11 protein-coding genes and 1 pseudogene are annotated in these 11,852 nt (G+C 71.9%); 10 read left to right on the forward strand and 2 right to left on the reverse strand.

Going from position 1 to position 11,852, the window contains the following annotated elements:
- On the forward strand, nucleotides 1–1,628 hold a 1,628-nt coding region (locus G3I65_RS25305), incomplete at its 5' end, for a PQQ-dependent sugar dehydrogenase (RefSeq protein WP_160698316.1).
- Between the two features lie 31 nt (nucleotides 1,629–1,659).
- On the opposite strand, the gene G3I65_RS25310 is transcribed toward G3I65_RS25305, so the two are convergent.
- Nucleotides 1,660–2,919, reverse strand: a complete 1,260-nt coding sequence (locus tag G3I65_RS25310; RefSeq protein WP_309235693.1) for a sigma-70 family RNA polymerase sigma factor — start codon at nucleotides 2,917–2,919, stop codon at nucleotides 1,660–1,662.
- A 322-nt stretch (nucleotides 2,920–3,241) separates the two neighbouring features.
- Between G3I65_RS25310 and G3I65_RS25315 the strand changes: the two genes are divergently transcribed.
- The 9 genes from G3I65_RS25315 (at nucleotide 3,242) to G3I65_RS58830 (ending at nucleotide 11,340) form a co-directional block, all read left to right on the forward strand.
- On the forward strand, nucleotides 3,242–4,627 hold the full coding sequence (locus tag G3I65_RS25315; protein ID WP_203612503.1) for an alpha/beta hydrolase domain-containing protein: 1,386 nt from the start codon (nucleotides 3,242–3,244) through the stop codon (nucleotides 4,625–4,627).
- Between the two features lie 65 nt (nucleotides 4,628–4,692).
- Complete coding sequence (gene fadD8, locus G3I65_RS25320) at nucleotides 4,693–6,282, forward strand: fatty-acid--CoA ligase FadD8 (RefSeq protein WP_160698317.1); 1,590 nt, start codon at nucleotides 4,693–4,695, stop codon at nucleotides 6,280–6,282.
- 72 nt (nucleotides 6,283–6,354) lie between these two features.
- Nucleotides 6,355–6,744: a nuclear transport factor 2 family protein gene (locus G3I65_RS25325; RefSeq protein WP_160698318.1), complete on the forward strand. Its 390-nt coding sequence runs from the start codon at nucleotides 6,355–6,357 to the stop codon at nucleotides 6,742–6,744.
- Nucleotides 6,745–6,771: 27 nt separating this feature from the next.
- A complete protein-coding gene (locus G3I65_RS25330; protein WP_160698326.1) occupies nucleotides 6,772–7,323 on the forward strand; it encodes a PadR family transcriptional regulator in 552 nt (183 codons plus the stop codon).
- Nucleotides 7,324–7,460: 137 nt separating this feature from the next.
- Nucleotides 7,461–8,411, forward strand: a complete 951-nt coding sequence (locus G3I65_RS25335) for a hypothetical protein (RefSeq protein WP_160698319.1) — start codon at nucleotides 7,461–7,463, stop codon at nucleotides 8,409–8,411.
- Between the two features lie 265 nt (nucleotides 8,412–8,676).
- Nucleotides 8,677–9,855 (forward strand): hypothetical protein, encoded by a 1,179-nt coding sequence (locus G3I65_RS25340; protein ID WP_239071432.1) that lies wholly within the window; start codon nucleotides 8,677–8,679, stop codon nucleotides 9,853–9,855.
- 65 nt (nucleotides 9,856–9,920) lie between these two features.
- Nucleotides 9,921–10,214, forward strand: coding sequence for a hypothetical protein (locus G3I65_RS25345; RefSeq protein ID WP_160698321.1), 294 nt, complete (start codon nucleotides 9,921–9,923; stop codon nucleotides 10,212–10,214).
- Between the two features lie 62 nt (nucleotides 10,215–10,276).
- Complete coding sequence (locus G3I65_RS25350; RefSeq protein ID WP_160698322.1) at nucleotides 10,277–10,444, forward strand: hypothetical protein; 168 nt, start codon at nucleotides 10,277–10,279, stop codon at nucleotides 10,442–10,444.
- 104 nt (nucleotides 10,445–10,548) lie between these two features.
- Complete coding sequence (locus tag G3I65_RS58830) at nucleotides 10,549–11,340, forward strand: IclR family transcriptional regulator (protein WP_160698323.1); 792 nt, start codon at nucleotides 10,549–10,551, stop codon at nucleotides 11,338–11,340.
- On the opposite strand, the pseudogene G3I65_RS25360 reads toward G3I65_RS58830, so the two are convergent.
- A pseudogene (locus tag G3I65_RS25360) lies at nucleotides 11,307–11,852 on the reverse strand (hypothetical protein); the annotation flags it as partial. The gene G3I65_RS58830 and the pseudogene G3I65_RS25360 sit on opposite strands and share 34 nt — an antisense overlap.

An 11,852-nucleotide genomic window follows, 5' to 3' on the forward strand; every position in this document is an offset into this window, starting at 1 on the left:
CGTCGCCGGCCGGCACGAACCTCTCGCCGCCCACCGCGGAAGGCGGCGCGCTGCGGTCGCAGTCCCCGCGCCGGGCGGCCGGGCAGCCGGTGCTGCTCAACGGCACGCTCCTGCGCATCGACCCGGACACCGGCGCCGGGCTCCCCGGCAACCCGTTCGCGGGCAGCTCCGACGCCAACGCCCGGCGCATCATCGCCTACGGTTCCCGCAACCAGTTCCGGTTCGGGTTCCGGCCCGGCACGAACGAGCTGTGGGCCGGCGACGTCGGCTGGAACACCTGGGAAGAGATCAACCGCGTCGCGGACGTCGGCGACGGCGTGGCCGAGAACTTCGGCTGGCCCTGCTTCGAAGGCACCGCCCGCCAGGCCGGCTACGACGGCGCGAACCTCGACCGCTGCGAATCGCTGTACTCCGCGGGCGGCCAGACCGCGCCGTACTACGCCTACAACCACAACGCCAAGGTCGTCGCGAGCGACCCGTGCCCGACCGGCGGCTCGTCGATCAGCGGCATCGCCTTCGAGTCCGGCAGCAACTACCCCGCCGAGTACGCCGGCGCGCTGTTCTTCGCCGACTCCTCCCGCGGCTGCATCTGGGCGATGCAGACCTCCGGCGGCCAGCCGAGCCCGAGCCGGCTGGTGCCGTTCGTGACCGGCGCCAACGTGCCGGTCCAGGTGCTCACCGGCCCGGACGGCGACCTCTTCTACGTCGCGCTCGGCGCCGGAGAGCTCCACCGCGTCGGCTACCCCGGCGGCACCAACCGACCGCCGGTCGCCGCGGCCACGGCGACGCCGTCCAGCGGGCCCGCGCCGCTCACCGTCCAGTTCGACGGCACCGGTTCCACCGACCCGGACGCCGGCGACACCCTGTCCTACGCCTGGGACCTCGACGCCGACGGCGCGTACGACGACTCCACGGCATCGCAGCCCACCTGGACCTACACCGCCGCGGCGACGGTCGACGCGGGGCTGCGGGTCACCGACTCGCACGGCGCGACGGCGACCACGACCGTCCGCGTCACCGTCGGGAACCCGGCCGGGCTCGACCCGGTACCGGTCATCGACACGCCCGACGCCGCGCTCACCTGGTCGGTCGGCCAGACGGTGCCCTTCGCCGGCCGCGCGATCGACGCCCAGGACGGCCAGCTGCCGCCCTCGGCGCTGTCCTGGCGGCTCGCGATCCGGCACTGCGCGGCCAACGGCACCTGCCACACCCACAACGTCCAGGACTTCCCGGGCGTGGCGTCGGGCTCGTTCGTCGCACCCGACCACGAGTACCCGTCGTACCTGCAGCTGACGCTGACCGCGACGGACTCGACCGGCCGGACCGGGACCAAGACGATCGACCTGCAGCCGAAGACCGTCACGCTGAACTTCACGTCGAACCCGAACCAGGCGATGCTCACGGTCGGCGGGACGCAGCAGCGGACCCCGTTCTCCCGCACGGTCATCGCCGGTTCGACCAACTCGATCAGCGCGAACAGCCCGCAGAACCTGCCGCCGCTCAACCTCAAGTACGCCTTCACCAGCTGGGCGCACGGCGGGGCGCGGACGCAGAACATCGTGGCGCCGCCGACGTCGGCGACGTACCAGGCGAACTTCCGGCTCTGCTGGCTGCTCCAGCCCTGCTGAGCGGGTGGCCCGGCCCCCGCGTGAGGCCGGGTCAGCCCGGCGGTCCGGTCGTCTGCTCCGGCTTCGGCCCCGGGGTCTTCGTCTTGTCCTCGTTCTGCCGCTTGCCCGCCTGCGTGGACGGCCTTCCCCGCTCCGGGTCCGCCGCCACGTCGGGCTTCGTCGGGTTCGCCGCCCCCGTCGACCCGCCGGGCCGCTGCTCACCGGTCGTCTCGGCGGCCGGAGCAGCGGGCTCCGGTGAAGGCTGCGCGTCCGACGTCGGGGCACCGGAGGACGCGGCGGGCGCCACGGCTCGCGTGCCGGGTCCCCGCCCGGCCGGTTGCGTGGTCATGCCGTCTTGCCCGGAGACGGGCGGCACGTCGGCGGAGGTGCTCGCGCCGATCGTCACCGTCGTGACCAGCGCCGCGCTCGCCGCGGCGACCTTCGCCGCCGTGACCCACGACAACGCGGACGTGCTCGCACCGGCCGCGGCGCCCGAGGAGGCGAGCGAGCCGGTGGCGGACAGCCACTGCGACACGATCGGGACGCCCAGGATGAGCGGGATGATCGTCGCGGGCAGCTCCTGGTTGAGCTGGCGGAGGCCGCCGGCGAGCTCGCGGCAGTCCGCGCAGCGGTCGAGGTGGGCGGTGATCCGGTGGGCCTTGTGGTCCCCGATCCCGTCGCGCACGTACCGGGCCAGCTGCGCGGAGACGGCCTTGCAGTTCCGCCGCCGGGCGGCCGGGACGTGCTGGTCCAGGTACGCCTGGCGCAGGCCCTCGCGGGCGCGGTAGGCCAGCGCGGCGACGCCGTTCGGCGTCATCCCGATGTCGGCGGCGATCCGCGCGGGCGAATCGCCGTCGATTTCGGTCCGCCACAGGACGGTTCGCCACCGTTCGGGCAGGCTCGCGAACGCATCCGCGGCGACGGTGGCGTGCAGCCGGCTGCCCACCGGCTCGTCGCTCCCCTCCCCCGGCAGGACGTCCGGCACCTCGGCGACGAGGGAGACGGCCGAATCGCGCCGCCGCCAGCTGATCATCGTGTTCCGGATGGTGGTCAGCAAATAGGGCCGGAAATCCTCGTCCGGACCTTCGCCCGAGCGCAGAATCCGCAGTACGCGGGTGAATCCTTCCGCGATCAGGTCGTCGCGCTCGGCCTCGTCGGCCGCGATCGCGGCCGCCACCCGGCGCGCGGCCCCGAGGTGCCGGTCGTACAACCGGCCGAACGCGGCGATGTCCCCACCGCGTACCGCCTCGATCAATGCCGCGTCGCTCGGGCCGTCCACCGTCCCGGCCACCGCCGGCGCCACCTCGGTCACCACACCCCCTCGCCCGTGCGCTTGCACGTGCAGAAACGTTCCGCGAATAGTCGCGCAACGAGTGACACCCGCGCAAGGTTGCGGCGCCGGAAGGACTTCCCGGATTTCTCCGGATCCGAGTGACCGGTGCCTGCGATTTGTCACTTCCCTGAGCTTTCCCCGCTGTTTCCGCCTCCCCGGACGGACCGTTCGTTGCCCTGGCCCGTACCGGCGAGTAGAAGACGAAGGCGGTGGCCGGCCCGGCCGCCGCGCCTGTGTCCGATGTGGACGGTAGCGGGAGTCGGAGCCCTCCCGCCATCGGCCACCACCAGGAAGGATTCCCATGCGCAGAGCCCTGCTCGTCCTGCTGACCGCGCTCCTGTCCGGCCTCGTGCTCACCGGAACCGCCCACGCCGCCGCGCCCACCGTCACCGCCGTGCCCGCGAACGCGGGCAAGGGCTGGCCGGTCAGCGGCGCCCAAGGCGTCCTCGACCTCGCCAGCCGCGGGTACATCGAGGAGGAATACCTGCTGTCCGGCCAAGCCGACACGTTCACCCAGACGGGCCTGTGGACCGACGACGGGAGGTGGGCCACGCGGGTCGCGAGCACCGGCAACCCGTACACCACGCGGATGGTCGTGGTGCGGCCGTCGGATCCCGCGCGCTTCACCGGCACCGTCGTCGTCGAATGGCTCAACGTCAGCTTCGGCGTCGACATCCCCGTCGACTTCTCCCAGTCGTACGAGTACTTCACCCGGCAGGGCTACGCCTACGTCGGCGTGACGACCCAGAAAGCGGGAGCCGACAAGCTCAAGAGCCTCGACCCCGGCCGGTACGGCACCGTGGACCTGAGCGGGGATGCGCTTTCCTACGACGTCTTTTCCCAGGCCGCGCAGGCCGTCCGGACCGACCCGCGGCTGTTCGGCGGCCGGTCGCCGTCGCTCGTGCTGGCCACCGGCCACTCGCAGTCCGCGCTGCGGCTGACCACCTACGCCAACGCGATCCAGCCGGTGCGCCACGCCTACGACGGCATCATGGTCCACGGCCGCGCCGCGCTCGCGGCCCCGATCGGCGACGGCGTCCTCGGCCCGCTGTCGGCCCGCATCCGCACCGATCTCGACGTGCCGGTCTTCGTCCTGCAGTCGGAAACCGACGTCGTCGCCTCGGCTTCGGTCCGCCAGGACACCGCACGGGTGCGCACCTGGGAAGTCGCCGGCACCGCGCACGCCGACCAGTACGGGCTCGACCTCTACAACGCGGCCAACGCGCGCGACCGGTCCATCAACGACGGCGCGCCGACGACGTGCGACAAGCCGGTCAACAGCATGACCTTCCGGTACGCGGAGAACGCGGCGTTCGCGCACCTGGACCGCTGGGCCCGCGGCGGCGCGGCCCCGCCCATCGCGCCGCCGATCCCGCTGCTGCTCAACCTGATCGTGGTGCGCGACGGCGACCAGAACGCCCTCGGCGGCGTCCGGCTGCCCGACCTCGACGCACCGGTGGCGGCGTACGCGCCCAACAACAGCGGCGGCAACGTGCCGGGCGCGTGCCTGCTGCTCGGGACGACGACACCGTTGTCACCGGCACGGATCCGGCAGCTGTACCCGGACCACGCCACGTACGTCGCGAAGTTCACCGCGGCGGCGGATCGGGCGCTGCGGGTGGGCTACCTGCTGCGGCCCGACCGCGACGAGGCCGTGGCCCGCGCCGAGGCAGCCCCGGTGCCGTGACGCCCCCGAGCCGTGTTGCCCAAAACTGGAACGTGTTCTAGTCTGGCGCCGCGGAAGGGAGACCGATGGACGAGCAGGCGATGCGGCACCCGAACCACCTCGGACACCTGGTCGTGTCCGCCCTCAAGCGCCACCGGGACAAGCCCGTCATGGTGCTCGGCGACACCACGCTGACCGGGGGCCGGACCGCCGGACAGGTCAGCCAGTACGCCCAGGCCTTCGAAGCGCTCGGCGCCGGCACCGGGGCCCCCGTCGCGCTGCTGTCGCTGAACCGGCCCGAAGTCCTGCTCGTCATCGCCTCCGGGCAGGTGCAGGGTTCGCGGCGGACCGCGCTGCACCCGCTCGGGTCACTGGACGACCACGCCTACATCCTCGAAGACGCCGGCATCACGACGCTGATCATCGACCCGGTGCCCGCGTTCGTCGAGCGCGCGCTCGGGCTGCTCGAGAAGGTGCCGGGGCTGACCCAGGTGCTCACCATCGGGCCGGTCCCGGACTCGCTGTCGCACGTCGGCAAGGACCTGACCGCGGCCGCCGCCGGCTTCGAGCCGAAGCCACTCGTGCCCGTCGAACTGCCGCCGGACCAGGTCGTCTCCATCACCTACACCGGCGGCACCACCGGGAAACCCAAGGGTGTCATGGGGACCGCGCGGGCGATGACCACGATGACCCAGATCCAGCTTTCCGAGTGGGAGTGGCCCGAAGCGCCGAAGTTCCTGATCTGCACACCGCTTTCCCACGCCGGCGCGGCGTTCTTCGCCCCGACACTGCTCAAGGGCGGCTCCCTGGTCGTGCTGCCGAAGTTCGACGTCGCCGAAGTGCTGCGCGTCATCGAGGAGCAGCGGATCACCGCCACCATGCTGGTGCCGACCATGCTCTACGCCCTGATGGACCACCCGGACTCCCGCACCCGTGACCTCTCGTCGCTGCAGACGGTCTACTACGGGGCCGCGTCGATCAACCCGGTGCGGCTGCGCGAGGCGATCGACCGGTTCGGGCCGATCTTCGCGCAGTACTACGGCCAGTCCGAAGCCCCGATGGCGATCAGCTACCTCGCCAAGGGCGACCACGACGACGCGCGGCTGTCCTCCTGCGGGCGGCCGTCCGCCTTCCTGCGCACGGCCCTGCTCGGCCCGGACGGCGCGCCGGTGCCCCCCGGCGAGCCCGGCGAGATCTGCGTGGCAGGCCCCCTGCTCGCCGGCGGCTACTGGAACCTCCCGGAGGTCACCGCGGAGACCTTCCGCGACGGCTGGCTCCACACCGGCGACGTCGCCCGCGAAGACGAGGACGGCTTCTGGTTCATCGTCGACCGTGTCAAGGACATGATCGTCACCGGCGGCTTCAACGTCTTCCCGCGCGAGGTGGAGGACGTCGTCGCCGAGCACCCCGCGGTCGCGCAGGTCGGCGTGATCGGCACCCCGGACGAGAAGTGGGGCGAGGCCGTGACCGCGGTCGTCGTCCTGCGCGAAGCCCTGGACGAGGCGGCGATCGAGCGCCTCACCGGCGAGATCCAGGCGTCGGTGCGGGAGCGGAAGGGCCCGGTGCACGTGCCCAAGCAGGTGATCGTCGCGTCTTCCCTGCCGATGACCGGGCTGGGCAAGCCGGACAAGAAGGCGTTGCGCGCCCAGTACGAACCCCGCAGCGCCGCCGTGTAGGGCGTTATACGGCGGCCAGGGTCGGCCGAGCTGCTACGGTGTACTCAACTAATTGACTAGGTGAGGTACCGCATGAGCAGCTTCCGCAAGGCCGTCGAGGCCCGCGATCCCGACGCCATGGCCGCCACGCTCGCGGAGAACGTCGTGTTCCGCAGCCCGGTGGCCTTCAAGCCGTACCCGGGCAAGGCGATCACCGCCGCGATCCTGCGGGGCGTCCTGCGCGTCTTCGAAGACTTCCGTTACGTGCGCGAACTGAGCGGCGACGAGGGCCGCGACCATGCCCTCGTCTTCGAGGCGCGGATCGGCGACGTGCGGGTCGAGGGCTGCGACTTCCTGCACCTCGACGCCGACGGCCTGATCGACGAGTTCACGGTGATGGTCCGCCCGCTGTCGGCGGCCCAGGCACTGGCCGAAGCCATGGCGGCGCAGTTCGAGCAGATCCAGCGAGAAGCACTCAACTAAGTGAGTACCGCGCTGCGTCACGCGCTGCTGGCGGCGCTGCTCGAAGGCGAGGCGTCGGGCTACGACCTGGCGAAGGCCTTCGACGCCTCGGTGGCGAACTTCTGGGCGGCGACCCCGCAGCAGCTCTACCGCGAACTCGACCGGATGGCGGCCGACGGCCTGGTTTCCGCGCGGGTCGTCCACCAGGAGCGGCGGCCGGACAAGCGCCTGTTCTCGGTGACCGAAGCAGGCCACCGGACCCTGCAGGAGTTCACCGCGCGCCCGCCCCGGCCGGGGGTGATCCGCGACGAGCTGCTGGTGCAGGTCCAGGCGGTCGACGTGGGCGACGGGGCCGCGGTGCGGAAGGCGCTCGAGGAGCGGATGGCCCTCGCCGAGTCGAAGATCGCCCGCTACGAACGGCTCCGCGCGCGTCTGCTCGACGGCCGGTTCGAGGACGACTACCTGGCCGGGGCCGAACGGATCGGGCCGTACCTGACGCTGATGCGCGGGCTGTCGTTCGAGCGGGAGAACCTGCGCTGGTGCGAGCAGTCCTTGAAGGTCCTGCGGCAGCGCGCGGCCGGGGAGCAGCCCGTCAGCTGAGGCCGGCGTCGCCATGATGCGTCCGATGTGGACCTTCACGGAGATCGCTAAGGCGCTCGTACTACTCCAGACCGGGCGCTTGTACGGCTCTTGTACGCCCGCCGCCGACCATCGGCCGGACAAAGTCTGGAGGACACGTGAGAACCACACTGAAGGCCGCGGTCGCCACCATCGGGCTGGCCACCGCGCTCACCGGGCTGGCCGCCCCCGCCGCGCAGGCCGCGTCGGCCTACCCGGTTTCGACCACAGTGGACGGCCGGACCGTCAAGGACCCCGACGTGGCCGTGGGTTCGCAGCGCATCGCGAACATGTACCCGGCGGGCACGTCGGTCGCACTGGCCTGCCAGGACACCGGCCCGGCCTACGGCGGCAGCAGCATCTGGGACCTGACCACCGACGGCCTGTGGGTGCCCGACGCCTACGTCAAGACCGGCTCGACGTCGATGGTCGCGCCGCAGTGCACGACGCCGCACTCCTACCCGGCGAAGGCCGACCTCAACGGCCGCGCGAAGAAGGGGGACGCGGCCGACGCGGCGGGCAGCGTCGCGGACAAGTACCTCACCGGCGCTTCGGTGCCCGTGGTGTGCCAGGCCACCGCGTCCGACGAGATCTGGGACTTCACCGCCGACAACCTGTGGGTACCGGACGCCTACGTCAAGACCGGGACCGAAGGCTTCGTCAGCGGCATCCCGCACTGCGACACCGACGGCCTCAAGCCGGGCGGCTCGGCGTTCCCCGCGGACCCGCGGGCCGACAGCGCGATCGCGTTCGCCAAGGCACGGCTGGGCCACACCGACTGGAACAACCAGTGCGAGCTGTTCGTCGAGCGCGCCTTCGGTACCAGCGGCCGGTTCGCCACCGCCACGTCGCACTACCAGTGGCAGAAGAACAACGGCCGCATCCACACCGGTTCGGTCGCCCCGGCCGGCGCCGCGGTCTTCTTCACCAGCACCACGAGCGCCGGGCACATCATGCTCGCGCTGGGCGGCGGCGTCGCGATCAGCACCGGTCCGTCGGTGTACCAGACGAGCACCTACGCGCAGCGTTCCGACTACCTCGGCTGGGCGTACGTCCCGTCGAGCTGGTAGGCACGACGGGGATTCGGCCGTCGATCAGCCACCCGGCGGGCACCAGTGCGCGCTCGAAACACACCCGGTGCGCGTCGGGTTCGGGTCCGGATTCCATGTCCGCGATCACAGCACGCCGCCCGGGCCGCGCGGGTCTCAATGTGAGACCGCATGTGAACGGATACCGCCCATCCGGCGAAGGCTGTTGCTTTCCCACCTCGCCCGGTACGACCATGAGCCGGGCATCGATCGGACTCTTGGGGGTCACATGAAGTCACGCCATCGATTGACCAAAGCCGCGCTCGCCGCCGGCGTGCTCGCGGGGCTGTTCGCCGCTCCAACGGCCGCGCAGGCCGCCGCGGGGCCGACCACGCTGACCGCGAGCCAGTACACCCTGGCCGCGAACTACAACCAGTTCGACGCCGTGAACAGCGCCCTGGTCTCGACGCTGGGCACGGCGGCCGTGCACACCGTGATGGAGAACGCGAACCACGACCGCACGGCGCTGCCGTCGTCGTTCTCGGTCGCCGGGCTGTCCGGCGGTTTCCGCTTCGACAGCGGCGACAACTCCGACTGCTCGAACTACCCGCAGGGCATCACGACCAGCCGCGACGCCGTCGGCACCGCCAACAGCGGCAACTACGACGGCCACCAGCTCGTGCTGGTCAGCTGGTACACCAAGGACGGCTGCGACGGCGCCCAGCAGCGCAGCCGGATCACCCTGGTCGACTGGGACGCCACCTACCCGAACGCCTACCGCAAGGTCCTGCTGGTCGAGCCGACCGGGACCGCGGCGGCGCCGGACTTCAAGGACATCCCGATCCACGCGGGCGGGGTCTCCTGGTACGGCGACTACCTCTACGTCGCCGACACCGGGAAGGGCATGCGCGTGTTCGACATGCGCAAGATCCTCAAGACCGACACCGGCGGCACCGCCGACCAGATCGGGCACCAGAGCGGCAGCACGTACTACGCGCACAACTACGCCTACGTCCTGCCGCAGGTCGGCACCATCACGTCGAAGACGACGTCGGGCACGAACCTCGCCTGGTCGTCGATCTCGCTCGACCGGGTCAGCAAGTCGATCGTCATGACGGAGTACACCTGCTCGTCGGGCTGCACGGACTACCCGAACCGGGCGCCGCGGGCGATCCGCTACCCGTTCGACTCCACCGGCGTGTTCGCCGCCACGACCACGGCGAGCCAGGCGCTGCAGCTGCCCTGGTACAAGCTCAACGGCGTCGCGTCCCACAACGGCCGCTGGTGGTTCAACTCCTCCGGCCAGAAGCAGCTCTACTACTGGAAGCCGGGCGCGAGCTCGTCCACGTTCGCGTGGGTGAGCGGCGGCGAGAGCATCTCGTACTGGGAGGACGCCACGGCCGCCGACCTGCTGTGGTCGCTGCAGGAGGGCGTGGGCAACCGCAACGTCTTCGCGGTCACCCAGGCCACCTACGGCGGTGGCTGAGGTAGCCTGACCACATCGGACGATTCGGACAGCGCAGCAACCCGGGGTGGTACCGCCGCCTCGGGTTGCTGCTCGCCGTCCTGCTGGTCCTCGGCGGTGCCCCCGCCGTCCAGCCGTGGTCGCCGGTCCCCGACGGCCCGGCGGTGGCCACGGCGCCGGCGCACGACCTCATCTCGGTCCGCCCCGCCGTCCCGCGCGGGCCGGCCACCACCCCGGTCCCGTGGGCGATCGGCCCGGCTTCGCCCGGTGCCGCGCCCACGCTGAAGCCGGGGCACGCCGAACAGTCCGGCGAGACCCTCCGCGCGGTCTCGGTCCCGGCATCGCGGTCCACCCGCGCCCCACCCGCCTTCGCGAGCTGAAAGCCCGTTCCACGACGCCGTCGCCCGGCGCCGTGATCACTGCTGCGCGAAGGAATCCTATGTTGTCCGTTGTCGTGTTGACCCTGCTCGCCGCCACGGTCGCGGCGGCCGTCGGCCTGCTGTGGAAGATGCACCGAGCCGACGAACCGCTGCTCGGTGGGATCAGCATCTGCCTGCTGGTCGGTCCCGGAACCCTGCTCGGGTTCCTGTACGTGGGCTTGGCCGCCTAGTTCGTACCCGTCCGCCACAACGGCTTCGGCGGTAACCCGGCCGGCGTCCGGTAGCCTGTGTTCACTATTCGAACAGCGGTACCAGACTCTCGGCGGAGGCCCCCGTGACCAAACCGACGCGGTCCCCGGACACCCGCGCCGACCAGGCCGACATCCAGGCCGTCAGCCGGGTCAGCCAGATCCTGTCCCTGTTCGACCCCGCGACGCCGGAGGTCACCGCCGGCGAGGTCGCCGAGCGCCTCGGCCTCAACCGCACGACGGCGTACCGCTACTGCACCTCGCTCGTCGCGGCCGGGCTCCTCGAGCGCAGCAACGAAGGCGGTTACGCGCCGGGCGGGCTCCTGCTTCAGCTGGGCGCGTTCGCGATCGGCCACCGCCGGGTGGTCAACCTGGCGCCGCGGCACATGCAGGCCCTCTCGCGGGCGACGCAGACGAGCGTGGTGCTGAGCCTCTGGGGCCTCACCGGCCCGGTGGTCTCGCGGGTCGAGGAGAACGTCTCGACGATCGTGGTGGTGTCCGTGCGCGTCGGCAGCCACCTGCCGCTGGACACCGCGCAGAGCAAGGTCTTCCTCGCCTACCACGCCGACCAGCTGTCGATGGAACGGCTGATCGGGAACCTGTCCGGCACCGCGCGCGACGAGCTGCGCGCCGACGTCGACCGGGTCCGCGCGGTCGGCCACTGCTCCGCGATGAGCACGCCCGGGATAGTGGCCGTGGCGGCGCCGGTCTTCGACGAGTACGGGATCTGCGCGACGATCGCGATCGTGGGCCCGGACAACACGTTGTCGATGGGCGACGACACCCCCGAACTGCGCGTGGTGGTCGACACCGCGCGGGAGCTCACTCACGAGCTGGGCGGGCACTACCGCCCGGACGACGTCCAGCGCGCGGTGTAGGGCAGCCACGCCGGAGCCGGGAGGGGCGGCACGTCCGCGTACTCCCGCGTCCCGGCGAGTGCGCTGCCGACGAAGCCCTCGTCCACCCCGGCGACGCCGTCGACCAGCTCCCGCAGCGCCACGGGACCGCCGAGCCACAGCGCCGTCACGACTTCCACCGCCCGCGCGCCCGCGGCGAGGAACCGCAGGACGTCCTTCGCGGTGCGGGCGCCGTTCGTCCCGATCAGGGGCACGTCGAGCCGCTGGAACGCCTTGCCCACCCAGTACAGGCTCATCGGTAGGCACCCCGGTGAACTCCACGCGCCCCACGAGCCCAGTACCGCACCGCCGTCGAGGTCGGGCAGGAAGCCCGGGTAGCGGCCGACCAGCCCGACCGCGTCCGCGCCCGCCGACCGGGCCGCGCGGGCCAGCGCGACGACGTCGGACGCCTGGCCCGGCAGCTTCACGAACAGCGGCACGTCGACGACGGCCCGCACGACACGCACCGCGTCGGCCACACCGTCCACTTCGGT

It is taken from the genome of Amycolatopsis sp. SID8362, assembly GCF_010550475.1.
Taxonomy (GTDB): domain Bacteria; phylum Actinomycetota; class Actinomycetes; order Mycobacteriales; family Pseudonocardiaceae; genus Amycolatopsis; species Amycolatopsis eburnea.

Bases quoted from the DNA above. Each gene is read 5' to 3' on its own strand.
- G3I65_RS25315 (WP_203612503.1), top strand. From the start codon at position 3,242: ATGCGCAGAGCCCTGCTCGTCCTGCTGACCGCGCTCCTGTCCGGCCTC.
- fadD8 (WP_160698317.1), top strand. From the start codon at position 4,693: ATGGACGAGCAGGCGATGCGGCACCCGAACCACCTCGGACACCTGGTC.
- G3I65_RS25325 (WP_160698318.1), top strand. From the start codon at position 6,355: ATGAGCAGCTTCCGCAAGGCCGTCGAGGCCCGCGATCCCGACGCCATG.